25 protein-coding genes and 1 tRNA gene are annotated in these 23569 nt (G+C 69.9%); 7 read left to right on the top strand and 19 right to left on the bottom strand.

Translation table 11 applies throughout. The features are described from left to right. Positions 1-24: 24 nt before the first annotated feature. From ASG71_RS05840 to ASG71_RS05820, 5 genes are all read right to left on the bottom strand, one after another. Complete coding sequence (locus ASG71_RS05840) at positions 25-1359, bottom strand: MFS transporter (protein ID WP_056737746.1); 1335 nt, start codon at positions 1357-1359, stop codon at positions 25-27. Continuing rightward, a complete protein-coding gene (locus ASG71_RS05835; RefSeq protein WP_056737745.1) occupies positions 1356-1904 on the bottom strand; it encodes a winged helix-turn-helix transcriptional regulator in 549 nt (182 codons plus the stop codon). The genes ASG71_RS05840 and ASG71_RS05835 overlap by 4 nt, the downstream gene beginning before the upstream one ends. 170 nt (positions 1905-2074) lie before the next feature. Further along, complete coding sequence (locus tag ASG71_RS05830) at positions 2075-3349, bottom strand: glycosyltransferase 87 family protein (protein ID WP_056737744.1); 1275 nt, start codon at positions 3347-3349, stop codon at positions 2075-2077. A gap of 6 nt (positions 3350-3355) precedes the next feature. Then, positions 3356-4558, bottom strand: coding sequence for a cystathionine gamma-synthase (locus ASG71_RS05825; protein ID WP_056737743.1), 1203 nt, complete (start codon positions 4556-4558; stop codon positions 3356-3358). A gap of 17 nt (positions 4559-4575) precedes the next feature. Next, the gene (locus ASG71_RS05820; protein WP_056737742.1) at positions 4576-5961 is read right to left on the bottom strand and encodes a cystathionine beta-synthase; all 1386 of its coding nucleotides are present in this window, start codon (positions 5959-5961) and stop codon (positions 4576-4578) included. Positions 5962-6038: 77 nt separating this feature from the next. Here ASG71_RS05820 and ASG71_RS05815 point away from each other — a divergent pair, with 77 nt between their 5' ends. Beyond that, positions 6039-7226 carry an SLC13 family permease gene (locus ASG71_RS05815; protein ID WP_235563939.1) on the top strand — a complete coding sequence of 396 codons (1188 nt, stop codon included), beginning with the start codon at positions 6039-6041 and terminating at the stop codon, positions 7224-7226. 6 nt (positions 7227-7232) lie between these two features. Here the strand turns inward: ASG71_RS05815 and ASG71_RS05810 are convergent, their stop codons facing one another. Next, complete coding sequence (locus ASG71_RS05810) at positions 7233-7679, bottom strand: VOC family protein (RefSeq protein WP_056737740.1); 447 nt, start codon at positions 7677-7679, stop codon at positions 7233-7235. 172 nt (positions 7680-7851) lie between these two features. Here ASG71_RS05810 and ASG71_RS05805 point away from each other — a divergent pair, with 172 nt between their 5' ends. After that, positions 7852-8832, top strand: coding sequence for a DNA-3-methyladenine glycosylase family protein (locus tag ASG71_RS05805; RefSeq protein ID WP_056737739.1), 981 nt, complete (start codon positions 7852-7854; stop codon positions 8830-8832). Between the two features lie 223 nt (positions 8833-9055). Continuing rightward, positions 9056-10678 carry a N,N-dimethylformamidase beta subunit family domain-containing protein gene (locus ASG71_RS05800; protein ID WP_056737738.1) on the top strand — a complete coding sequence of 541 codons (1623 nt, stop codon included), beginning with the start codon at positions 9056-9058 and terminating at the stop codon, positions 10676-10678. Here ASG71_RS05800 and ASG71_RS05795 read toward each other — a convergent pair. Continuing rightward, entirely contained in the window at positions 10675-12369 is a 1695-nt protein-coding gene (locus ASG71_RS05795; protein WP_056737737.1) for an AMP-binding protein, read from the bottom strand. The two genes, ASG71_RS05800 and ASG71_RS05795, sit on opposite strands and share 4 nt — an antisense overlap. 112 nt (positions 12370-12481) lie before the next feature. Here ASG71_RS05795 and ASG71_RS05790 point away from each other — a divergent pair, with 112 nt between their 5' ends. Next, the gene (locus ASG71_RS05790) at positions 12482-12760 is read left to right on the top strand and encodes a putative quinol monooxygenase (protein ID WP_056737736.1); all 279 of its coding nucleotides are present in this window, start codon (positions 12482-12484) and stop codon (positions 12758-12760) included. Positions 12761-12884: 124 nt separating this feature from the next. On the opposite strand, the gene trxA is transcribed toward ASG71_RS05790, so the two are convergent. The 10 genes from trxA to ASG71_RS05745 all read right to left on the bottom strand — a co-directional run bounded on the left by trxA (position 12885) and on the right by ASG71_RS05745 (position 18293). Further along, complete coding sequence (gene trxA / locus ASG71_RS05785; protein WP_056737735.1) at positions 12885-13292, bottom strand: thioredoxin; 408 nt, start codon at positions 13290-13292, stop codon at positions 12885-12887. A gap of 66 nt (positions 13293-13358) precedes the next feature. Further along, positions 13359-13904, bottom strand: a complete 546-nt coding sequence (locus ASG71_RS05780) for an acyl-CoA thioesterase (protein ID WP_056737734.1) — start codon at positions 13902-13904, stop codon at positions 13359-13361. A 47-nt stretch (positions 13905-13951) separates the two neighbouring features. Next, a complete protein-coding gene (locus tag ASG71_RS05775) occupies positions 13952-14680 on the bottom strand; it encodes a Type 1 glutamine amidotransferase-like domain-containing protein (protein WP_056738564.1) in 729 nt (242 codons plus the stop codon). Positions 14681-14722: 42 nt separating this feature from the next. Beyond that, positions 14723-15127, bottom strand: a complete 405-nt coding sequence (locus ASG71_RS05770) for a VOC family protein (protein ID WP_056737733.1) — start codon at positions 15125-15127, stop codon at positions 14723-14725. Further along, positions 15120-15701 (bottom strand): GNAT family N-acetyltransferase, encoded by a 582-nt coding sequence (locus tag ASG71_RS05765; protein WP_056737732.1) that lies wholly within the window; start codon positions 15699-15701, stop codon positions 15120-15122. The genes ASG71_RS05770 and ASG71_RS05765 overlap by 8 nt, the downstream gene beginning before the upstream one ends. Then, a complete protein-coding gene (locus tag ASG71_RS17075) occupies positions 15701-16876 on the bottom strand; it encodes an EAL domain-containing protein (protein ID WP_056737731.1) in 1176 nt (391 codons plus the stop codon). Before ASG71_RS17075 ends, ASG71_RS05765 begins: the two co-directional genes overlap by 1 nt. A gap of 17 nt (positions 16877-16893) precedes the next feature. Next, the gene (locus ASG71_RS16275; RefSeq protein ID WP_082574910.1) at positions 16894-17070 is read right to left on the bottom strand and encodes a DUF1059 domain-containing protein; all 177 of its coding nucleotides are present in this window, start codon (positions 17068-17070) and stop codon (positions 16894-16896) included. A 73-nt stretch (positions 17071-17143) separates the two neighbouring features. Next, positions 17144-17578: an STAS/SEC14 domain-containing protein gene (locus ASG71_RS05755; RefSeq protein ID WP_157366239.1), complete on the bottom strand. Its 435-nt coding sequence runs from the start codon at positions 17576-17578 to the stop codon at positions 17144-17146. A gap of 238 nt (positions 17579-17816) precedes the next feature. Then, positions 17817-17898 (bottom strand) — tRNA-Tyr (locus ASG71_RS05750). 161 nt (positions 17899-18059) lie between these two features. After that, positions 18060-18293 carry a hypothetical protein gene (locus tag ASG71_RS05745; protein WP_056737729.1) on the bottom strand — a complete coding sequence of 78 codons (234 nt, stop codon included), beginning with the start codon at positions 18291-18293 and terminating at the stop codon, positions 18060-18062. A 200-nt stretch (positions 18294-18493) separates the two neighbouring features. Between ASG71_RS05745 and ASG71_RS05740 the strand changes: the two genes are divergently transcribed. After that, entirely contained in the window at positions 18494-18985 is a 492-nt protein-coding gene (locus ASG71_RS05740) for a YajQ family cyclic di-GMP-binding protein (protein WP_056737728.1), read from the top strand. A 117-nt stretch (positions 18986-19102) separates the two neighbouring features. Here the strand turns inward: ASG71_RS05740 and htpX are convergent, their stop codons facing one another. Next, positions 19103-19975 carry a zinc metalloprotease HtpX gene (gene htpX, locus ASG71_RS05735; RefSeq protein ID WP_056737727.1) on the bottom strand — a complete coding sequence of 291 codons (873 nt, stop codon included), beginning with the start codon at positions 19973-19975 and terminating at the stop codon, positions 19103-19105. Between the two features lie 90 nt (positions 19976-20065). Continuing rightward, a complete protein-coding gene (locus ASG71_RS05730) occupies positions 20066-21337 on the bottom strand; it encodes an MFS transporter (protein ID WP_056737726.1) in 1272 nt (423 codons plus the stop codon). Between the two features lie 79 nt (positions 21338-21416). Here ASG71_RS05730 and ASG71_RS05725 point away from each other — a divergent pair, with 79 nt between their 5' ends. Then, complete coding sequence (locus ASG71_RS05725) at positions 21417-21884, top strand: Fur family transcriptional regulator (RefSeq protein ID WP_056737725.1); 468 nt, start codon at positions 21417-21419, stop codon at positions 21882-21884. Positions 21885-21908: 24 nt separating this feature from the next. Further along, positions 21909-23420, top strand: a complete 1512-nt coding sequence (locus ASG71_RS05720) for a catalase (RefSeq protein ID WP_056738562.1) — start codon at positions 21909-21911, stop codon at positions 23418-23420. The last annotated feature ends 149 nt before the right edge of the window (positions 23421-23569 follow it).

The following is a 23569-nucleotide window of genomic DNA, read 5'->3' as shown; positions in this document are numbered from 1 at the left end:
CCAGCCTAGCTGTACTGCTCCGGGCTAGGACGCGATGGGAACCGGGGCCGGGTGGGCGGCGTCCTTGCGGATGGTTGCGCTGATGACGGCGGCGATGGTGCACATGGCGGCCGCGGCGAACCAGGCGTAGGTGTACTGGCCGGTGGCGTCCCGCACGGCACCGGCGGCCAGCGCTGCCGCGGCGGCACCGAGCTGGTGGGCGGCGAAGACCCAGCCGAAGACCACACTGCCGTCCGCTCCGAATACCTGCCGGCAGATCGCGGCGGTAGGCGGGACGGTGGCCACCCAGTCCAGGCCGTAGATGACGACGAACACGATCATGCTGGGCTGGACCTCGGCGCTGAGCAGCAGCGGCAGGACCAGCAGCCCGATGCCGCGGAACTGGTAGTAGACCGCCAGCAGGATCCGCGGGTTGAACCGGTCGGTCAGCCAGCCCGAGGCGATGGTGCCGAGGATGTCGAAGATGCCGACGACGGCGAGCAGGCCCGCTGCGGTGGTTTCGGCCATGCCGTGGTCGTGCGCGGAGGGGATGAAGTGCGTGCCGATCAGCCCGTTGGTGGTCGCGCCGCAGATGGCGAAGCCTGCCACCAGTGCCCAGAACGTCCGGACCCGGCTGGCGCGCTTGAGCACCTGGAGCGCCCGGACGGCGGCGTTGGGGCGGGGACCGGCGGCCGGCTGCCCGGCGCCCTCCTGCGCGCCTGCCGGCTCCGCGTCACCGGCGGGCTCGGCGCCGTAAGCCAGCGCCCCGACGTCGGCCGGTGAGTTCTTCAGGAACTTCAGCACCAGCGGAACCACCGCGAGGGCGCCGGCCGCGATCAGCAGGGACGCCTGCCGCCAGCCGGGCTGCTGGGCGAGGGCTGCGATGAAGGGCAGGAAGACCAGCTGGCCCGCGGCGCTGCCCGCAGTGAGGATGCCGATGACGAGCCCGCGGCTCTTCACGAACCAGGTGTTGGCGATCGTCGCGGCAAAGACGAGGGCCATGGAGCCCGTGCCGAGACCGATCAGCAGCCCCCAGGTCAGCAGGATCTGCCAGGACTGGTTCACCAGGACGGTCAGGGCGCTACCGGCTCCGATCAGCACCAGCGCCACGGCGGTCACGGCACGGATGCCGAACCGCTCCATCAGGGCCGCCGCGAACGGCGCGGTGAGGCCGAACAGCACGAGGTTGATGCTGACGGCGGTCGATAGGACCGTGGTGGACCAGCCGAATTCGTTTTGCAGCGGCACCATGAGCACGCCCGGGGCGGCGCGGAAGCCCGCAGCGCCGACCAGGGCCAGGAAGGCGACGGCCGCGACGGTCCAGGCCGGGTGGAGCCGGCGGCCGGGCTTCGGCCGACGCGGGGTTTGGGTCACAGTCATGCTGCGGTTCCCTTCGTGCGGCTGGTCCGGCGGTCCGGCGCCGCTGTCCGGGACTCCCGCGGGGCGGTGGCCAGCGGCACCGGATCAGCGGTCCGGGTAAGGCTGTGCCAGCTGGTGTTCTCCGCAGTGAGCCGTTCGCCGCAGGCAGTGCAGCGGTCCGCGGAGGAGGTCCGCTGGCCGCAGCCGCTATGGATGACGAACATGTGCGCCTGGTCCGACGGCGCGGGGAGGTGCTTTTCGGACCAGAGCACGACGGCGTTGAGCACCGGGAGGGCGTCCTCGCCCTTGGGCGTGAGCACGTATTCGGCCCGGCGCCGGCCGCCGTCGTCGTAGGGGCTGCGGGTGAGCAGGCCGGCGTCGACCAGGGCCGCCAGGCGCCGGGTGAGGACGGAATCCGCTACCCCGAGGCGGGCCTTGATGGCGTCGAAGCGGCCGTTGCCGAAAAAGACCTCACGCAGGACCAGCATGCCCCACGGGTCGGCGAGGATGTCGAGGCCGCGGGCTAGGCTGCAGGTGCGCGCGGACCAGTCGGATCGAAGTGCCATACCCGCAGGCTAGCTGACTCTCTTGAAGAAAGCCAGCGCGAACGAACACTTGACGCCCTTTCCAGCCGCGGGGAAGGGCGCCAAGTGTCCGTTCGCGCCCCACCCGAGGGCGCCAAGTGTCCGTTCGCGCCCCACTCGAGGGCGCCAAGTGTCCGTTCGCGCGGTGGAGGTTAGGGTCGCTGGCGCAGCGCGGAGCGGGAGGGCCGGTAGGCCAGCGCCCAGTACCCCAGCATCGCGATGCCGCAGACCACGCCAAGGCTCGCGACCGTCAACTGCCACTGCGTGATGGGGTCTTTGCCCCACTCATGCGCCCCGGCCAGTACCGCGAGGTACTTGGGCGTGAGGTAGAACGCGACGGCGGACGCGGCCACGATGATCCAGCCGGCCACCCGCATTCTCCCCTGGCGCGAGGGAACCCGGTGGATCGCGAAGCCCATGCAGGGCAGTGCCACGGCCATCCAGACCCAGTGGTGCGACCAGGACACCGGACTGATCAGCAGCATCAGCACCGCGGTGGCGGAGACGGCCACGAAGTTTTCCTCCGCCTCGACCGCCCACCTGATCACCAGCGCGGCGACGGCGGCCAGGCCCAGCGAGATAGCCAGCCAGATCACCGAGGTCAGGGTCGAGTCCGGCATGCCCAGGTGAAGCAGCAGGCCCTTGACCGACAGGTTGTCCACATAGCCAGGGACCCCGATCCGGCCGGTGTCCGGCAGGATCCTGGTCCAGAAGGTCAGCGACGCCGCGGGCAGCACGGCCCAGGTGAGCGCCACCGAGCCGAAGAAGCCGGCCGCCATCCAGCCGAGGGCCTTGAAATCCCGGCGGACCAGGAAATAGAGGCCGAAGGCCAGCGGGGTCAGCTTGATCCCCGCCGCGATGCCGATCAGCAGGCCGGCCGGCCAGCGGAGGCCGCCCGCCCGCGCCTTCGTATAGAGCGCGAAGTCGGCGAGGATCAGGCCCATCAGGATGATGTTGATCTGGCCGAAGTCGAAGGTGTCGCGCCACGGGCCCATCAGCAGGATCGCCGCGGTGCCGGCGAGGGTGACCGACCGGAACCGCCAGTCGGCGGCAGCGTCGCGCCAGCGGACCAGGCCGAAATAATGCCGGGTCAGCCAGGCGGACACGACGGCGGCGCCCAGCAGCGCGGTGCCGATGAACAGGAGGCTGCCGGCGCCCTGGCCCAGGGCGGCGAGGGCGGCGAAGAGCAGGGCGGCGAACGGCGGGTAGGTGAACGGAAGGCCCTCGCGCGGGGCGTAGAGCTCGTTGATCCCGGTTTCACCAGCCTGCAGGACCCGGGTTCCGCCGTAGAAGTAGACCTCGAAGTCGTTCATCAGCGGGATGTAGGCCGAGTAAAGCACCACCAGCGCGGCCACGACGGCGGCGGCGCCCGCCGCAGTCGCGACCAGCCCGCGGGTGGCGGAACCGGCCCGGGTAGTAACGGTCACCGGAGGCTAGCTGCCCGTCTGGATGCGCGCGAAGGCCTGCTCGAGGTCCGCGATCAGGTCCTCGACGTCCTCGATGCCGCAGGAGAGCCGGATCAGGTTCTCCGGGACAGCCAGTTCGGTGCCCTTGACCGAGGCGTGCGTCATCTCGGACGGGTAGTTCATCAGCGACTCGATCCCGCCCAGGGATTCCGCGAGGGTGAACACGGAGGTGGACTCGGCGACCTTCCGCGCGGCCGCCTCGCCGCCCTTGAATTGCACGGAGATCATCCCGCCGAACTTCTTCATCTGCTTCTTCGCCAGCTCGTGGCCCGGGTGCGAGGGCAGGCCCGGGTACAGCACGGCCTCCACCTCCGGGCGCTGCAGCAGCCATTCGGCCACGGCCTGGGCGTTGTCGCTGTGCCGGTCCATCCGCACGCCGAGGGTCTTCAGCCCGCGGGTGGTGAGGAAGGCGTCCATCGGCCCGGACACGGCGCCGACGGCGAACTGGACGAAGCCGATCTTCTCCGCCAGCTCCGTGTCGTTGACGATGATCGCGCCGCCGACGACGTCGGAGTGCCCGCCGATGTACTTGGTGGTGGAGTGCACGACGACGTCGGCGCCGAGCGCCAGCGGGTTCTGCAGGTACGGGGACGCGAAGGTGTTGTCGACGACGAGGAGGGCTCCGGCGTCGTGGGCCACCTTGGCGAGGGCTTCAATATCGGTGATCTTCATCATCGGGTTCGACGGCGTCTCGACCCACACGAGGCGGGTCTTGCCGCCGCTGGTCCCGCCCGCCGCGACGGCGGCGGCGACGGCATCGAGATCGGACATGTCCACCGGGGTGTTGCCGATCCCCCACTCCCCCAGCACTCGGCTGATCAGCCGGTAGGTCCCGCCGTAGGCGTCGTTGCCGAGCACGATGTGGTCTCCGGGGCGGGTCAGGGCCCGGATCATCGAGTCCTCGGCGGCCAATCCCGAGCCGAAGGAGAAGGCGTGCGAGCCGCCTTCGAGCGCGGCGAGCTGTTCCTGCAGGGCGTCCCGGGTGGGGTTGCCGCCGCGTCCGTACTCATAGCCGGAGCGCAGCACGCCGATGGCTTCCTGGGCGTAGGTGGAGGAGAAGTGCAGCGGAGGCACCACGGCACCGGTGCGCGGTTCGAAGGCCTGGCCGGCGTGGACGGCGCGGGTGTTGAAGCCGGCGGCCTGGGCGGAAGAGCGTTCTGGCGTGGACATGGGACTCCTTGAACTGGTCAGTTGCTGAGGTAGGCGAGGAGGTCGTGGCGGGTCAGGATGCCCACCGGCGCGCCGACAAAGGTCACCATGAGGGTGTCGGTGTCGGAGAGGAGTTCCCGGGCGGTGGAGATCGATTCGAGCGAACCGATCACCGGCAGCCGCGGCTCCATGTGTTCGGAAATCTTGTCCGCGAGGTTCGCTTCGCCGCGGAACAGCTTGGCGGTCAGGGTGCGCTCATCGACGGCGCCGAGGACCTCGCCCATCACCACGGGCGGTTCCTGGGACAGCACCGGGATGTGCGAGACCCCGTATTCGTTCATGATGTTGATGACGTCGCGGACGGTTTCGTTCGGGTGGATGTGGACCAGGTCCGGCAGCTCGCCGGTCTTGGCCTTGAGTACCTCGCCGACGGAGGCTTCGTCGCCGCCGGGGAGGAACCCGTAGGAGCGCATCCACTGGTCGTTGAAGATCTTGGCCAGGTAGCCGCGGCCGGAGTCGGGCAGGATCACCACGACGACGGCGTCCGCCGGGAGGTCCTTGGCGGCCTGCAGCGCGGCTACCACGGCCATGCCGGAGGAACCGCCGACAAGCAGCCCCTCCTCGCGGGCCAGGCGGCGGGTCATGGCGAAGGAGTCGGCGTCGCTGACGGCGATCACCTCGTCCGGGACGGTCTTGTCGTAGTTCGCCGGCCACATGTCCTCGCCGACGCCTTCCACGAAGTAGGGCCGGCCGGTGCCGCCGGAGTAGACCGAGCCGGCCGGATCGGCGCCGATGATCCTGACCACGCCGCCCTCGGCCTCCGGCCGGGCCGCGGAGACTTCCTTGAGGTACCGGCCGGTGCCGGTGATCGTGCCGCCGGTGCCGGCGCCGATCACGCAGTGCGTGATCCGGCCGTCCGTGTCCGCCCAGATTTCCGGGCCGGTGGATTCGTAGTGGCTGGCCGGCGCCGCGGGGTTGGAGAACTGGTCCGGCTTGTAGGCGCCGGGGATTTCACTGACCAGGCGGTCGGAGACGCCGTAGTAGCTTTGCGGGCTGTCCGGGGCGACGGCGGTGGGCGTCACCACCACCTCGGCCCCGTAGGCCTGGAGAACGGACCGCTTGTCCTCGCCGACCTTGTCCGGGACCACGAAGATGCAGCGGTAGCCCTTCTGCTGCGCGACCAGGGCCAGGCCCACGCCGGTGTTGCCCGACGTCGGCTCCACGATGGTGCCGCCGGGGAGCAGCTTGCCGCTGCGTTCGGCGTCTTCGACCATCTTCGCGGCGATCCGGTCCTTGATCGACCCGCCGGGGTTCAGGTATTCCAGCTTGACCAGGACGGTGGCGGCGATGCCGTCCGTCACGTGGTTGAGTTTGACGAGCGGCGTGTGGCCGATGAGGTCCAGGACGGACTGGGCGTACTTCATAGCTACAACGCTACCGCCTCCGGTGGCGCAGGCCGGTCCCGTCGCCCGTGCCGCCCCGCGGGTGCGAGGATTAGCCGGTGAAGCGAAGAGCCTGGCGGACGGCGTTGAAGAGCTACCTGGTCCCCGGCGGCATGTTCCTGGCCGGGGCCGCGGCGCTGGCCGCCGGATGGCTGCCCTGGCCCGCGTTCGAGGAACTCGCCGGCCGCACGGTGCCGGTGCTGGGCTTCGTGGTGGCGATGTCGCTGGTCACCGAACTGGTGGACGACGCCGGCCTGTTCCGGGCGGTCACGGACCGGCTGGCCGCTCTGGGCCGCGGCCGGGTCCTGCTGTTGTGGCTGCTGGTCATCGCACTGGCCTGTGTCTCCACGGTGTTCCTGTCGCTGGATACGACGGCGGTGCTGGTCACGCCCGTCGTCGTCCTGCTGGCGGTGCATGCCCGGATCCCGCCGCTGCCGTTCGCGCTGACCACGATCTGGCTGGCGAACACGGCGTCGCTGCTCCTGCCGGTCTCCAACCTGACCAACCTGCTGGCCCAGTCGCGGCTGGGCCTGAGCCCGGCAGCTTTCGCCGCCCTGGTCTGGGCGCCGGCGCTGGCGGGAATCCTGCTGCCCCTGGTCCTGCTCTGGCTGGCCTTCCGGAAGGACCTTCGGGGCCGGTACGGTCCGCAGCCGATGCACCGGGTGCGCGACAAGGTGCTGCTGTACGCCTCCGCCGGCGTGATGGTCCTGCTGCTGCCCGCCCTGGTCTCCGGGATCCCGGTGCACGTCCCGGCCGCGGCCACCGCGGCAGTCCTGCTGGGGCTTTTCCTGTGGCGGCGGCGTTCGGCGCTGCGCTGGTCGATGGTACCGTGGCGGCCGCTGCTGCTCACGGCGGGGCTGTTCATGGTGGTGGAGGCGCTGCACGCCAACGGGCTGACCAGGGCCCTCGCGTCCGCCGCCGGCACCGGGGAGGGGCTGACCGCGCTGCTGCAGCTCGCGGCGCTTGGCGCCGGCGCGGCCAATACGGCCAACAACCTGCCGGCCTACCTGGCGCTCGAACCGCTGGCCGGTTCGCCGGTGCGGCTCGCTGCCCTGCTGATCGGGGTGAACCTCGGGCCGCTGGTGACCCCGTGGGCCTCGCTGGCGACGCTGCTCTGGCACGAACGGCTGCGGGCCCTCAACGTCGACATCCGCTGGGGCGGCTTCGCGCTGGCGGGCCTGGCCGCCGTCGTCCTGACCGTCCCGGTGGCGGTCGTGGCCCTCTGGCTGACCAGCGGCATGCACTGACCCCGGTCAGGCGCCGATGTCGTTACCCGGCGCCGCGGTGCCGGCGGCGGTGTCCCCGGCTGCGGGCTGGTCCGCCGGCGCAGCGTTTTGCCACAGCCCCACAATGTTTCCTTCTGTGTCCTTGAAATAGGCGTTCCACCCGGATCCCGGCACCTCCATTTTGCCGCGGTGGACCGTTCCGCCCCCGGCCTCGATCCGGGCGAGCGCCGCGTCAATGTCGTCGACGTCGACCGTCACAACCGGCGCGGTCAGCTCGCCGCGGCGGAACAGGCCCCCGTTGATCGACCCGGACACGGCGGGCCTGCCGTGCTCGTCCATCGGCGTGGTCAGCGCCAGGCTGTACTCCATCTCCGGCATGACCTGGAACCCCCAGCCGAACACCGAACTGTAGAACTCCCGGGCGCGGCCTTCATCATCCGCGGGAAGTTCGAAATGCACCACTCCACCGGCCATTGCACTGGTCCTTTCCGTCGCCCATCCGCCGCCCTCCCGGCGGATCCGGTCCTGTCCCCCGCCGGAGTCTAGCCCCGCACACCTTCGGCGGTAAGGGCCATCGGGTCCGGCGGCTCCGGAGCCGGCGGCCCCCTGTCCGGCCGGCGTCGGTCCCGCGTGGGAAAATGGTCCGATGAGCAGCGCAGAACTTCCCGCCGCGGCAGCCGACGCGGCGGACGCCTCGCTGCAGTGGCACCCGGGCGGGCCCTACGATCTGCTGCAGACGCTCGGCATCCTCCGCCGCGGCCACGGCGACCCCTCCATCCGGGTCGGCCCTGACGGGCTCTGGATGGCGTTCACGACGGCGGCGGGGCCTGCCACGCTGCGGCTCTCCCCCGCCGGCCCCGCCTCCGCACCCTGGGTTCAGGCCCGGGCCTGGGGACCCGGGGCGCGCCGGGCGGTGGACGCGGTTCCGCGCCTGCTGGGGGGCGACGATGACTGGACCGGCTTCGACGAACCGGGCTTCAAGGCCACCCTCCCGCCGCTGGTGGCCGAGGCCCGGCGCCGCAACCCGGCCGTCCGGTTGCCCGCCACGGGCCGGATGATCGATGCGCTGGTGCCGACGATCCTTGAGCAGAAGGTCACGGTGATCGAGGCACGCCGGGGCTACCGCTACCTGATGTACCGGTTCGGGACTGCGGCACCCGGTGCCGGCAGCGTCGCGCCGGCGAACCTGATGGTCCAGCCCACCCCCGAACAATGGCTGCGCATCCCGTCCTGGGAATGGCACAAGGCCGGGGTCGGTCCGCAGCGATCGGCCACCGTCATGCGGGCCCTGCGCTCCGCCGCCGCGCTGGAGCGGCTGGCGCCGCTGCCCGCCGGCGAGGCCGCGGCGAAACTCCAGACCATCCCCGGAATCGGCATCTGGACGGCGGCGGAGGTGGTGCAGCGCACCCACGGCTGCCCGGATTCGATCGCCGTCGGCGACTACCACCTGGCCGCCTACGTCGGGGCCGCGCTCACCGGCCGCCGGACCGACGACGCCGGCATGCTCCGGCTGCTGGCGCCCTGGGCCGGCCACCGGCAGCGCGTCGTGCGCCTGATCGGTCTCAGCGGGTTCCGCAAACCCGTCTTCGGCCCGCGGATGACCATCCAGGACCACCGCGGCCACTGACGGCCGCAGACCCGCCAACGCCGGACAGGGCCGCCAGCGATCCGGCGTCCCAGGTACTCGAGTACGCCGGGAGGACCGCAGGTACGCCCGCGCCCCATAAACGAGTAGCGGCCACGCCTGCCGCCCTTTTCCGGGCTGCGTAGCCTTGGGAGAGGTCGTGGACCGACTGCCGGGGCCGCGGGGATACGGGTAACCCCGGCAGCCGGCGGAAATCGAGGCATGCATGGTCGGGAGCAGCGGCCAGCCGGCGCGGCGGACCGTCATCGGAGCCGCACTGGCCGGGCTGGCGGTCGCAGTCACGGAGGCGTATACCGGCGCATCCCGCGGGCCCGCGCCGGTTTCCCTCGCAGCGGGATCAGGGTCTGCCGGCGCAGGCCCCGCGGCCGCCGCAGGCCCGTCGGCCGGAGCAGGGTCCGTCGGCGTCGGGGAGCCCCGGCTGGCCAAACTGCAGGGGGAAGCCGTGGCGAAGCGGCGCCCCCGGCCGGTGCTGGAAGGCTTCCTGGGGCAGCACGCCTCCACCGCCCGGCAGCGCAAAGTGGACGTCTACGTGAACGCGACGGTGGGCAGTATCCGGATCCGGGCCTACCGGATCGGCCACTACGGCGGCGAGGGCCAGCGCCTGGTGTGGACGTCCGGGCCGGTCACGACAATCCGGCAGCGGCCCTACAAGCTGCAGCGGAAGACGAGGATGGTGTCCTGCCCGTGGAAAGTGACGACAACGGTCGACACCACCGGCTGGCCGGACGGGTTCTACTACCTGGCCCTCCGCGGCGGCGCCGCCCGGGAACACCGGATCCCGCTGGTCGTCGAATCCGGCTCGGTCACCGGCAAGGCGGTCCTGGTCTTCAACGACTGCACCATGCAGGCGTACAACGCCTGGGGCGGGTACTCCCTCTACGCCGGGCCGGGCAGGGCAAAATCCGCCCGCTCCTACAAGGTCTCCTTCGACCGTCCCTACCGGAACTTCGAGGAAGTGGAGAAGCGGAACGCGCCGCTGGTCCGCGCCGCGGAAGCCATCGATGACCCGCACCTGGAACTGGCCTACACCACCGAGGCGCGGATCACCGGGAACTCCAGCCTGGTGAACGGGGCGGCCGCCGTCATCTTCTCGGCCCACTCGGAGTACTGGTCGCCGGGCCTGCGCCGGACCGTGGAGCGCGCCCGCGACCGGGGCACGAACATCGTTTTCTTCGGGGCCAACAACGTCTACTGGCGCACCCGGCTGGAGCCCTCGGCCAGGGGCAAGAACCGGATCCTGGTGTGTTACCGGAATGCCAAGCTGGATCCGTACCGGACCAAACGTCCGGCGGCCGTGACGACCCAGTGGCGCCAGGGCCCTGCCGCCCGGCCGGAATCGACGCTGACCGGGTCGGTCTATGGCGACCTCCACGCCACCGGGACGTTCACCGTCTCGGATCCGGGGTTCTTCGCCTTCGCCGGCACCGGCGCAGTACGCGGGGCGACCTACGCGGGCCTGACATCCGGAGAGACGGACCGGGTCTTTCCAGCCGGCAAACACCGCCGCTTCACCTACCCCAAAAACCTGCACATCTTTGCCCACTCGCCGCAGTCCGGCCAGCACGCGAGGCACGGCTGGTCCGACTCGACGTTCTACACCGTCCCGTCCGGGGCCGGCGTCGTCAACATGGGCACTCTGGACTGGCTGCAGGCCCTGGGCGACGCCGCCGTGCCCGCCCGTTCCCGGGCGTTCGCGCTGCGTGTCACGCAGAACATCATCCGCGAGGCAGGCCACGGCCGGCTCGGGCAGCGGGGCGTCCGACCGGGCCCGTGGCACAGGGCCACCGACGGCGTCCGCGCCGGGCGGCAGGGCCCGACGCCGGCCTAGGACTCCGCCGGCCCCTCGCCGTGGAGCCGGGCAATGGCTTCCTGGCGCATGTCGACCTTGCGGATCTTGCCGGAGACGGTCATCGGGAAGTCCGCCCGGACGTCGACGTAGCGCGGGATTTTATAGTGCGCCAGCTTCCCGCGGCAGAAGGCCGCCAGCGCGGCGGCGTCCAGGGCCGGGGCCCCCGGTTTGAGGATGACGCAGGCCATCAGTTCCTCGCCGTAGCTCGCATCGGGTACGCCGATCACCTGCACATCCTGGATGTCAGGGTGGGTGTAGAGGAACTCCTCGATTTCCCGCGGGTAGATGTTCTCGCCGCCGCGGATCACCATGTCCTTGATCCGGCCCTCGATCGCGAGGTAGCCGTCCTCGTCCATCCGGGCCAGGTCCCCGGTGTGCATCCAGCCCTCGGCATCAATGGCCTCGGCGGTCTTGTCCGGCTGGTTCCAGTAGCCCTGCATCACCGAGTAGCCGCGGGTACACAGCTCACCGACTTCGCCGCGCTGGAGGACCTCGCCGCTCAGCGGATCGACGATCCGGCTCTCCAGGTGCGGCATGGTCCGGCCGACCGTCTGGGTGCGCTGGGCCAGGGTGTCCCCGTCCCGGGTCATGGTGGAGACCGGGGACGTCTCGGTCATGCCGTAGCAAATGGCGACGTCGCGCATGTTCATTTCGCTGATCACGCGGTTCATCACCTCGATGGGGCACAGCGACCCGGCCATGACACCGGTGCGCAGCGTGGAGAGGTCGTAGAAGGCAAAGTCGGGCAGTGCCAGCTCGGCGATGAACATGGTCGGCACGCCGTAGAGCGAGGTCCCGCCGAAGTCCTGCACCGCCTCCAGCGCGGCCGCCGGGGAGAAGCCCCGGCCGGGGATGATGGTGGCGCACCCGTGGCTGAACGCGGCAAGGTTTCCGATCACCATCCCGAAGCAGTGGTAGAACGGCACGGGCAGCACCACCCGGTCATGGTCGGTGTAGTGGAGCAGCTCGCCGATCGAGTACCCGTTGTTGAGCAGGTTGTGGTGGGTAAGGGTCGCGCCCTTGGGAAAGCCGGTGGTGCCGGAGGTGTATTGCAGGTTGATCGCGTCGTGCGGATCCAGCTCCGCCATTCGCGCCTTCAGGGCCGCGTGCGCGACGTCGTCGGCCCGCCGGAGCAGCTCCGCGTAGGTGCGCTCGGCCTCACGCTCCGGGACTCCGGCGGTGAGGCCGGGCAGGCCCGCGTCGGGCAGGAACACGAGCTCGCGCAGCTCCGGGCAGTGCGCCAGCGCCTGCCGGACCATGCCGGTGTAGTCGCTGTTCTTGTCCGAGGGCGCCGCCACCAGCATGCGCATGCCGTTCTGCTGGACGACGAATTCAAGTTCGTGGCTGCGGTAGGCGGGGTTGACGTTGACCAGGATCGCCCCGATCTTGGCCGTGGCGTACTGCAGGATGGTCCACTCGGCGCAATTGGGGCTCCAGATGCCGATCCGGTCCCCCTTGGCCACGCCGAGCGCCAGCAGAGCGCGGGCGAGCCGGTCGACGTCGTCGTTCATCTTGGTGTAGCTCCAGCGCCGCGCCTCGCCGCCCGGCACCGCGGCCGCCTCGATCAGCGCGTCGTGCAACGGGAACCGGGCGACAATGCGCTCGAAATGGTCGCCAATAGTTTCATCAAGCAGCGGAACGTCAGTGTCCCCGGCTGTATACGCAAGCATGGTGCGACGCTACCAACCGCCCGGCGGGTTGAGAAGACTAAAGCGTGGATGTCCTAGGAAATCTTCCGGTCATTTTCCGGCGCCGCGACGGCCGCCGGGTAGGGTAAAACCCATGAGCGAACCCATCGACCTGCAGGCAACTTTCATCCCCAACGAAGGCGAATTCTTCCGTGTGAAGCTCGCGCTCGAAATTGCGATCGACGAGGTCGTCAACGAGCCCGGCTGCATCCGCTACGAACTGACCGAGGCCAGCGAGGACAAGCTGGTGTTGACCGAGCGCTGGGCCTCGCAGGAGGACCTGGACAGGCACTCCAAGGGCACGGCGGTCCAGGACCTCAACGAGTCGCTGAGTGCACTGCTGGCCGAGCCGGTCACGCTGGAAAAGCTCTAGGTCCAGGCGACCGGCCGGCCCTCGGCTGGCAGCACCAACGCGGGGTCCCGCCGCGCCCGCACCCCGTCAGGGGAGGGCGCAGCGGAACCCCGCGTTTTTCGTCTGTGTGTCTGTGTGGTCCGGCTCAGGCGTCCGGGATCTGCGAGCCGTCCTGCTGGGCGGCCGCGGCCTCTGCCTGGGAGCGCGCCACGTGGGCGTGGACTTCCTCCATGTCCAGGGCCTTGACAGCGTCAACGACCTGTTCCAGCTGCTGGGCATTCAGCGCGCCCGGCTGGGAGAACACGAGCACCTTCTCACGGAAGGCCATCAGGGTCGGGATCGAGGTGATGCCGGCCTCGGCGGCGAGCTGCTGCTCCGCCTCGGTGTCCACCTTGGAGAAGACGACGTCGGGGTGCTTCTCCGACACGGCCGCGTAGGTGGGCCCGAACTGCTTGCACGGGCCGCACCACTCGGCCCAGAAGTCTACGAGGACAATGTCGTTGTCCTCGACGGTCGCTGCGAACTGTTCACCAGTAATGTCTACGGTTGCCATGGGTCAACGGTACGCGAGCACTCTCCGAAAGTCCCCCGCGTTTCGCTCTTGGCACATCCGCCCGGTCTAGGCCCAGGCGTGCGGGGCGGGGCGGCGGGCGCCGGGCAGCGCGTTGGTTTCGCGCCACTCGTGGATCCATTCCGGCAGCGTCAGGCCGGCCGGAGGGGCGCCGAATTCGAGGATGATCTCTTCCTGGCTGACCGGACGGCCCTTGTGGACCAGCCGGGTGGCGATGTAGGCGCGCGCGTAGATTTCGCCGTCGACCACCATCCGCTGTTCGAAGTAGATGGCCTTCTCGTCCAGGCCGATGATTTTCGTTTCAATCGTGTACTGCTGCCACAGCTGCAGGGAGCGGCGGAAGGCGATGGTTTCCCCCGCCACCACCGGCGTCCAGCCGCGGCGGCGGATGGACTTCCAGGTGCCGCTGCGCGCCATGAGGTCGAACCGGCCCAGGTCCATCAGGGACAGGTACATGCCGTTGTTCACGTGCATGGCGATGTCGATGTCCGTGGGCAGGACGCGGAGCGGAAGGGACGAGGTCTCCCAGATGCTCAACGGCGAGCGCCGGGCGGAGCGGAAGAGCAGGAGGAGGGTGCGGAGCAGCAGGTGCATGCGCTTCATGTTACCCGCGAGTAACAACACTGCCAAGGCTTGCGCGCCTACGGGGCGGACAGCACGGCCACCGTGGCTTTCCGGCCGGAGCCGCGGATGGACCAGCAGTTACCGGCGCCGATCACCTCCAGGTCCTCGAGCTCCGCGTGGGGCAGCACCAGTGCGGTGTTTTCGTCGATGGCCACGGCCCGGTCCACCAGGCCCTCCGCGACCGCCGCGACGGCCCGGCTGAGGGTCCCCGCCTGCGCCGCGTGCACATCGACGGCGAACGGCACCAGGCCCAGCCCCTCGCGGACGTCGAGTTCCTCGAGGCCCTCGGAGCATTCCTCCGAACACACCGCGATCCCCCGGACCCGGTAGCCTCCCACCAGGGCACGGCCCGGCGCTACCATCGCCCCGGCCGAGAACCCCAGATAGGGCACGCCGTCGGCGGTCGCCGCCCGGATCGCCGGGCCGGAGCCGGTCAGGCCGGCGAGGTATTCGGGGGTCGGGCCGCCGCCGACGATGATGCCGTCGACGCCGGTGAAGGACGCCTGGTCGGCCGGGGCGTTGCGGCCCAGCAGGACCGGCATCGGCCGGCAGGGGATGCGGCTTTGCAGCGGGTCCAGGTAGGCCGGCAGGGAATACTCCGAACTGCCGTCCCGGTCAAAGAGCACGACGGCGATCCGGGGCGCCCGGGCTCCCCCGGCACGGTGCCGGACGTCGTGGACGAAGCGGTCGAAGATGCCCGGGGTGGTTACGGTGTCGGGGCCGCCGCCCACCAGGATGATGCTCATGGTCATCACCGTACCCGCGGGGCTCATCCCCGTCTGCAGCTCTCAGCCTGCAGCGACGAGTTCGACCTCGAAGCCGTCCGAGTTCACCAGGTAGGCGGCGAAGTGCCCGGGGCCGCCGGCGTGCGGATACCGCTCCGGGAACAGCTCGGTCCAGCCGTGGCCGGGGGCGTCGGCTGCCAGCGCATCCACCTGCGCCGGTGTTCCGGCGTGGAAGGCCAGGTGGTTCAGTCCGGGTCCGGTCCGGCGGTGGGTCCGGCCGGTGAGGTCCGATGACTCCTCGACGACGATGTAGGTCGGTCCCAGCCGCCAGCTGCGCCCGAGGGGCCAGCCCTGGTACTGCTCGTGGCCGAGCCGGGTCAGGAGCCAGCCCCATTCGTGCCGGGCGCGTTCAAGGTCCGGTACCCACAACTCGACGTGGTGCAGCGCGCCCAGGGAACTCTCAGCCACGGCCCGGGCCCTGCACGGGCGGGTGCAGGATGCGCTGGAACAGGACGTGGTCCTGCCAGGCCCCGGCGATGTGCAAATAGTCGGGGGCCAGCCCGATCTCCTGGAATCCGGACCGCCGGAGCACCGTCTGGGAGGCGGCGTTGTGCGGCAGGGTGGCGGCCTGGATCCGGTGCAGGCCCAGCGCTGCGCGGGCGGCGTCCAGGACGTGGGCGACGGCGGCCGTGGCGACGCCCTGGCCGTTGTAGTCCCGGTCCACCCAGTAGCCGAGCTTGGCGCTGAGGAACGGGCCACGGACGATCCCGCTCAGGGTCATCGCCCCCACGGCACGGCCGCCGGCCAGCATGATCCACGGGACACCGGTGCCCGCGGCGAACATGCCCAGCTTGCCGCGGATGTTCGAGCGCTGGCCCTCCGCGGTGTAAAACTCCGGGGCCCGTACCGGCTCCCAGGGGGCAAGGTGGTCCTGGTTTCGCTGGTAGGCCGCGCCCAGCCGTTCGGCGTCGGACTCCCGAAGAATCCTGATCCGCACACCGGCGGGCAACTCCCCCGCCAGCGCGTCCGGGTTGTCGGTCATCACTCCCCTGCCTCCTCCCGGTCAGCGGTTTCCTGTCCGCCGGCGTCGTCCCCGTTGCCCGCGAGCGCGAGGATCATGCGCTCCATCCGGGCGAGGCCGGCAAACCGGCCCGCGTTGTCCGTGACCAGGAGCGGTTCAAACCGCGTGGCCTTGGGCCGCGTCATGGCACGTGCCAGGGCCTCGCTGAGCGGGGTATCGAGGTTCACCCGCATGCCGGGGTGTACGACGCCGAGCGCGGAGGCACCGGCGTCGAGCACCGCGACCGGCCGCAGGTGCTCCCCGAGCAGCACGACGGCGTCCAGCGCCGGATCGGCGGCGAAGGCCTCGGCCGCCTGCGGGACGCTGGCCGCAGCGGCCGCCGCTTCGACGACGTCGCGGACCACGGACTTGTGCAGGGCCGGGCGGGCGCTTGCCATCCGGTGCGCCACGTCCAGGTCGATCCCGGCCCACGGCGGGGCGGGCCGGGCGAGGTAGTAGCCCTGCACCAGCGGGACGCCGAGCGCCACCAGGGCATCCAGTTCTTCGGAACGCTCGACGCCTTCGGCGAGGATCCAGGCGTCCACCCGGCTGGCGAATCCGCCCAGCATCCCGATCAGGGCCCGCTTCGCCTCGTCGCGGTCGACGTCCTGCACCAGGTCCCGGTCGATCTTGATCAGCGCCGGCCGCAGGGCCAACAGATGGCGCAGGCCGGCATAGCCTGCCCCGGCGTCGTCGACGGCGATCAGGGCGCCGGCGGCGCGCAGCTGGTTCAGGTCCGGCTCCAGCTCGACGTATGAATCGATCGGCGTCTGTTCGGTCAGTTCCACGATGAGGCCGCCGAGGCTGCCCTCCTCCCGCCAGACGCTGCGGATACTCTCGGAGGTCAGGAGTTCCGGGGAGACGTTGAGCGTCAGAAAGCAGTTCGCCGGCAGCGCCGGGCGCGCCTTGAGGGCAGTGCGGAGCGCGGCGGCCTCAAGCTCGGCCGACCGTCCGTGGGATCGGGCAGCGGCGAACCACACCTCGGGGTTCTTCTCCGCGTAGCCGGGGAACCGGGCGAGGGCTTCATAGCCCACCACCGTGCCGCGCGCGGTGTCGACAATCGGCTGGTAGGCCGCCGCCAGCCCCTCGCCGCGGCAGGCGGACTCCAGCAGGCGGTCCCAGTCCGCGGGCCCGGGTACCGCGCCCGCGGACGGCATACCGCCGGCCGGAGGACTCAACTAACCGGGCGGATCGCTTTGTGTACCGCGTCGACGAGGTCCGCGGACAGGTCCGTCAGTCCGTGCGCGGACGCGGCGTGGGCGCCGACCTGGACCAGGATTTCGTCGTCCGTGCTGCAGACCCAGCGGGCTTCGCAACCGGGGACCACATCACCGCATGCAAACGACTTCACTTCAGCGCTCCTTCAAGCTCAACCATTAACGGCCCAACCCTACTCTGCGGTAGGGCCGGTGGCAGCGATTGCTTCAGGGTGTCGCACTGGCCGGCGGCCCCGCGCACACCAGCGCCGACCCCGCCTCCTGCCCGGGTATTTGGCCGGGTATCTCGCCGGCGGGACGCCCGGCCAGCCAGGCCAGCGCCTCGTCCCGGGAGGTGAAGTAACCCTGGGGACAGTCGTTGCCGCGGCGCATCCACGCCGCAACCACCCGGTCCACATTGGATTCGCCGACCAGCGCCACAGCGGAAACGAAGCGGCTTTCCAGGAAGTGGTTCCGGGCCCCGGCCGACACCTTGACGTCGCTGATGTCAATCAGCAACGGCAGCAGGCGCCCGGCGCTGATTTTGGTAACGGCAAGGACCGACTCGACGGCGTCGGCGGCCTCGAGCACACTGCCCGGCGCCCACGTCAGCCGGAAAACTCCGTCCTCGGCCAAGCCGAGCACTCCCTTACCGCCTGCCAAGACCAGCTCCATATGATTTCCCTCCTGCGACAGAGTAGCGCTTCAAGGGCCTCGGCGTGACGTCCGCCACAGTGCGGTCACCCAGATGACGGGCGCGCCGTCGCCCCGGATGCTCCGCGCCGGCCGGACCGGGCGGGGGGCACGGCGGGGGGCACGGCGGGGGCTCGGATTCGCGACAAACGCTGGAAGGACATGAAAAAGCCCCCGGAACCGATGGGTTCCGGAGGCTTTTCGAGGGTGGCAGATGAGGGATTCGAACCCCCGTAGGCGTTGCCAGCTGATTTACAGTCAGCCCCCTTTGGCCGCTCGGGTAATCTGCCGAACTTCAAAAGAAGATCACTCGCGGCTTCCGTGTCGGAACGCCTGTTTCCAGTCCGTTCCGCTTCCAGCAACCGCGGGCAAGACAACTTTACAGAACTTCGCCCGAAGAATCGAATCGGCGCCGCAGCGCCCCGCACGGCCCGGATTCCGGGGGCAGGAATCAGGATTCGCCGAGGATCCGGCCGGCCAGCCTGGCTTCGAACTTCGCCGCCTGTTCGGGCGTGACCTGGTTCAGTCCGACGGCCCGGGCCAGGTCCGCATGCACCCCGTCCAGCCGGACGGCCGCGCCGGCTGCCGGGCTGAGGATGACGGACGCGGCGAGCGCGGCTGCGGCCACGGAGCTCGCCGCGGCCGCGGTGCTGCCCGTGACATAACGGACGGCCTTGCTGTTCATGGGGGTGCCTTTCCAACGGCGCTTTCAACGTCTTCAACCCTGCCGGGCCAAGCTTCGTTCCCGCCGGGGTTCAGCTTTGAGCCGACTGTGAGCCCCCGGGCACCGGCGCCACCTTCACATCCGCGGCATCCGTACTAGGCTGGAATGCAGAAAACACCGCCCTCCCGGAGGGCGTCCGGACAACCACCAGGAGGACAGTCATGGCAGGCGAATCCACATTCGACGTCGTCAGCAAGGTCGACAAGCAGGAAGTCGCCAACGCGCTGAACCAGGCGCAGAAGGAACTGGCGCAGCGCTACGACTTCAAGGGCGTCGGCGCCGAGGTCGACTTCAGCGGCGAGAAGATCCTGATGAAGGCCAACTCCGAGGAACGCGTTCTGGCGGTCCTGGACGTGCTGCAGTCCAAGCTCATCCGCCGCGGCATCTCCCTGAAGTCCCTGGACACGGGCGAGCCCTACGCCTCCGGCAAGGAGTTCCGCCTGGAGGCCACCATCAAGGAAGGCATCGCCCAGGACCTCGCCAAGAAGATCAACAAGCTGATCCGCGACGAGGGGCCCAAGTCCGTCAAGTCGCAGATCCAGGGCGATGAACTGCGCGTGACCTCCAAGTCCCGTGACGACCTGCAGGAAACCATGGCCCTGCTGAAGAACTTCGAAGAGGCCGACCTGCAGTTTGTGAACTTCCGCAGCTAGGACCGGACTTACGCGGCCGACGCGAACCGCGCACGGGCCGCAGCAGAAGGGCTGCCGCCACCGGGATTCCGGTGGCGGCAGCCCTTCTGCGTTCCGCGACGCAGCGTGAACCCCCGGTCAGCCCAGCGGCCGGCCTGCCATCCGCTCCAGCCGGCTGATCCGGTCGCTCATCGGCGGGTGGGTGGAGAACATCCGGGCCATGCCGCCGCCGCGGAACGGGTTGGCGATCATCAGGTGCGAGGCGTTCACCAGCCGCTGGTCCTGCGGCAGCGGAGCCAGCTGCACGCCCTGCTCGATCTTGCGCAGCGCCGAGGCGAGCGCCAGCGGATCGCCGGTAAGCGCCGAACCGTCCTCGTCGGCGTCGTACTCCCGGGTCCGGGAGATTGCCATCTGGATCAGCGACGCCGCGAACGGGGCCAGCAGCGCCATGGCGAGCAGGGCCAGCGGATTGCCGTTGCGGCGGTCACCGCCGCCGCCGAAGAACAGCAGCATCTGGCCAACCGAGGTGATCACGCCGGCGACGGCGGCGGCCACTGAGGAGGTCAGGATGTCCCGGTTGTAGACGTGCATCAGCTCATGTCCGAGGACGCCGCGCAGTTCCCGGGCGTCGAGCAGCTGCAGGATGCCCTGGGTGCAGCAAACCGCCGCGTTCTGCGGGTTCCGGCCGGTGGCAAACGCATTGGGCGCCAGGGTCGGAGAGATGTAGATCCGCGGCATCGGCTGGTTGGCACGGACCGAGAGCTCCCGGACGATCTGATGCAGTTGCGGGGCCTCCGCCTCGGTCACCGGATATGCCTGCATGGAGCGGATCGCGATCTTGTCGCTGTTCCAGTACCCGTACGCTGTGGTGCCGACACCGATCAGCGCCATGATCCAGATCGGCGCCGAGCTGCGCATGCTTGACCCGATCAGCGCGCCCAGCCCCAGCAGTACCGCCCAGAGCACGCCGAAGAGGGCCGCCGTCTTCAAGCCGTTGTGATGATTGTGCACCGATCCTCCTGCTGCCACATTCCTGACGCCGCCGGCGCTGGCGCCGGCCTCCGGGACATCCCCGTGGGCACCCACTTGAGGAACGAACCGCTACGGAACCGGGTTCCGCGCGTCGTACGCCAAAAACCCGGACTGCCAGCGCGCCACGAGCCACGCCACCACCGCACACAGCACTCCGCCCGCGAGCAACACCCAGCCCTCACTGAGCAGTGTAGTGGCGCCGCCGGCCAGCATGTCCCCGATCCGGGGGCCGCCCGCCACGACCACGACGAAGACCCCCTGCAGACGCCCGCGAAGGTGGTCCGGGGCAGCTGATTGCAGGATGGTGGTGCGGAAGACGGCGCTGACCGAGTCGGCGATGCCTGCAAGCGCGCAGCAGATGGCGGCCGGCACGAGCCAGAGCGTGACCCCGCCGGCCCCGGAGCGCCCGGCGAGGACGACGACAAGACCCAGACCCGCGATGGAAGCGCCCCAGGCCATGACCGACCAGACCACTGCGGCGCCCTGGGCGCGGACGGCGCCGAGGGGACCGGAGAAGAGCCCGGCCAGGAAGGCGCCGACGGCGGTCGCGGCCAGCAGGACCCCGACTGTCGCCTCACCGCCGCCGATCATGAGCGCGCCGATGGCCGGCAGCAGCGCCCGGGGCTGGGCGAGGATCATGGCCACCAGATCGATCACGAAGGTCATCCGCAGGTTCGGGCGGGTGCCGAGGAAGCGGAACCCCTCCACCACGGAGCGCAGTCCGGCCCGGTGCGCGGCGTGGTCCGGCGGCATCGGGGGCAGCTTCAGCAGCGCCCAGACGACGAAAACGAAGCTGGCCACATCGACCGTGTAGGTCCAGGCGAACCCGATCGTGGCGACCAGCACGCCGGCCAGCAGCGGTCCGGCGGTCATGGAGAGCCCGATGCTGATCATCGACAGGGCGTTGGCGGCGGGCAGCAGTTCCTTGCGGACCAGCACCGGGATGATGGCGCTGCGGGCCGGCTGGTTGATGGCCTGCGCGCCGCTCTGCACCGCGACCAGGGCATACAGGAGCCACACGTTCCCCAGCTGCAGCCAGGCCTGCAGCGCCAGGCCGGCGGTGGTCAGCCACAGCACCGCGGAGGCGAGCAGCGCTACCTGGCGCCGGTCGTGCGCGTCCGCGATGGAGCCGCCGAGGAGGCCGCCGAAGACCAGGGGCACGAGGGCGAAAATGCTCAGCAGCCCCACGTAGAGGCTGTCCTGGGTGAGCCGGTAGACCTCGAGGCTGACGGCCACGAGGGTGAGCTGGCTGCCCAGGGCAGAGGCGGCGGATCCGAGCCACAGGCGGCGGAATGCCGGGCTTTCGCGTAGCGGCGTGATGTCCGCCAAGAATTTCCCCACCCGGCAACTCTAGTGCGGTCCCGGGCAGCTAAGCCCCGCCTTATTGTGAACAACTAAAAATAAGTGCTTGAATGGGGCCATGACGGAAACGATGGGCAGCCACGAAACATGGGCCGCGGCCCTGCGTGCCCACGGCCGCCGGGTGACCAAACAGCGGCTGGCCGTGCTGGCCGCCGTCGAACGCCATCCGCATTCGCCGGCCGAGGGGATCCTCGCCGCCGCCCGCGAGGAACTGCCCGAACTGACCGCCCAGTCCGTCTACGTGGTCCTCGGCGACCTGACCGGGCTGCAGATGCTGCGGCGCTTCGAGCCGCCCCACTCCCCCGCGCTGTACGAGACGCGGGTGGGCGACAACCACCACCACGCCGTCTGCATCAGCTGCGGCCGCGTGGAGGACGTCGAGTGCGCCGTCGGCCATGCGCCCTGCCTGACACCACACTGGGACGCGGGCGCCAAGCCCATGACCATCCAGATCGCGGACGTCCTGTACCAGGGCATCTGCGAGGACTGCCAGCGCAGCCAAACACTTCCCTCCGACCGTACCTAAGTTAGAAACAGAAATAGGAGCATGATGACCCAGAACATCTCTGCGCCCGCCGTGTCCACGACACAGTCCGGCGCCCCCGTCACGTCCGACGCCCATTCGCAGGCCGTCGGCGCCGACGGCGCGATCATCCTCACCGACCACTACCTGGTCGAGAAGCTCGCCCAGTTCAACCGCGAGCGCGTGCCGGAGCGCGTCGTGCACGCCAAGGGCGGCGGCGCGTTCGGTACCTTCAAGACCACCGAGGACGTCTCCAAATACACCAAGGCGGCGCTCTTCCAGCCGGGCACCGAGACGGACATGCTCATCCGCTTCTCCTCCGTCGCGGGCGAGAACGGCTCCCCGGACACCTGGCGCGATCCGCGCGGCTTCGCCGTGAAGTTCTACACCACCGAGGGCAACTACGACCTGGTCGGCAACAACACCCCGGTGTTCTTCATCCGCGACGGCATCAAGTTCCCGGACTTCATCCACTCGCAGAAGCGCCTGCCGGGCACCCACCTGCGCGACGCGGACATGCAGTGGGACTTCTGGACCCTCTCCCCCGAGTCCGCCCACCAGGTCACCTGGCTCATGGGCGACCGCGGCCTGCCGGCCTCCTGGCGCGAAATGCAGGGCTACGGCTCGCACACCTACCAGTGGATCAACGCCGAGGGCGAGCGCTTCTGGGTCAAGTACCACTTCAAGTCCAACCAGGGCGTGCACTCCATGACCGGCGACCAGGCCGAGGCCCTCGCCGGCTCCGACGCGGACTTCTACATCCGCGACCTGTCCGAGAACATCGCCGCCGGCAACTTCCCGTCCTGGGACCTGCACGTCCAGGTGATGCCGTACGAGGACGCCAAGACCTACCGCTTCAACCCGTTCGACCTGACCAAGGTCTGGCCGCACGCGGACTACCCGCTGGTCAAGGTCGGCACCATGACGCTGGATAAGAACCCGGAGAACTACTTCGCTCAGATCGAGCAGGCCACCTTCGCGCCGTCGAACTTCGTGCCGGGCATCGCCGCGTCGCCGGACAAGATGCTGCAGGCCCGCATCTTCTCCTACGCCGACGCGCACCGCTACCGGGTGGGCACCAACCATGCCCAGATCCCGGTCAACCAGCCCAAGAGCCAGGTCAACAACTACAGCCAGGACGGCGCCGGCCGCTACCACTTCAACGCCCCCTCGGTTCCGGTCTACGCGCCGAACTCGGTCGGCGGCCCTGCTGCCGTGGAGCCGCAGAGCCCGGCCGGCGGCTGGGAGAACGACGGCGAGCTGACGCTCTCGGCGCACTCCCTGCACGCCGAGGACAGCGACTTCGGCCAGGCCGGCACGCTGTACCGTGAGGTCTTCGACGACGGCGCCAAGGCCCGCCTGCTCGAGACCATCACCGGCGCCGTGGGCGGGGTCAAGAGCCCGGCCATCAAGGAACGCGCCATCCAGTACTGGACGAATGTCGACGCCGAACTCGGCGCCAAGCTGCGCGCCAACCTCGGTGCCGCCGCTGCCGGCGTCGCCACCTCGGACGCCGAAGCCGCCAACAAGATCGGCTAGTCTTCCCGGCATAAAAGGACACCCCGCCGCGCAGTTGCGTGGCGGGGTGTTCGTGTCTCTGCCTGCGCCGAGTCGTGTAACGCCCCAGGGCATGGCAAAATTGGGGGGCCCGCGGAATCTCTGGTTTCGCAACGTGGCATTCCGACAGC

The organism is Arthrobacter sp. Soil763 (assembly GCF_001428365.1).
GTDB lineage: Bacteria > Actinomycetota > Actinomycetes > Actinomycetales > Micrococcaceae > Arthrobacter.
This window is presented reverse-complemented; position numbering and strand designations above follow the sequence as displayed.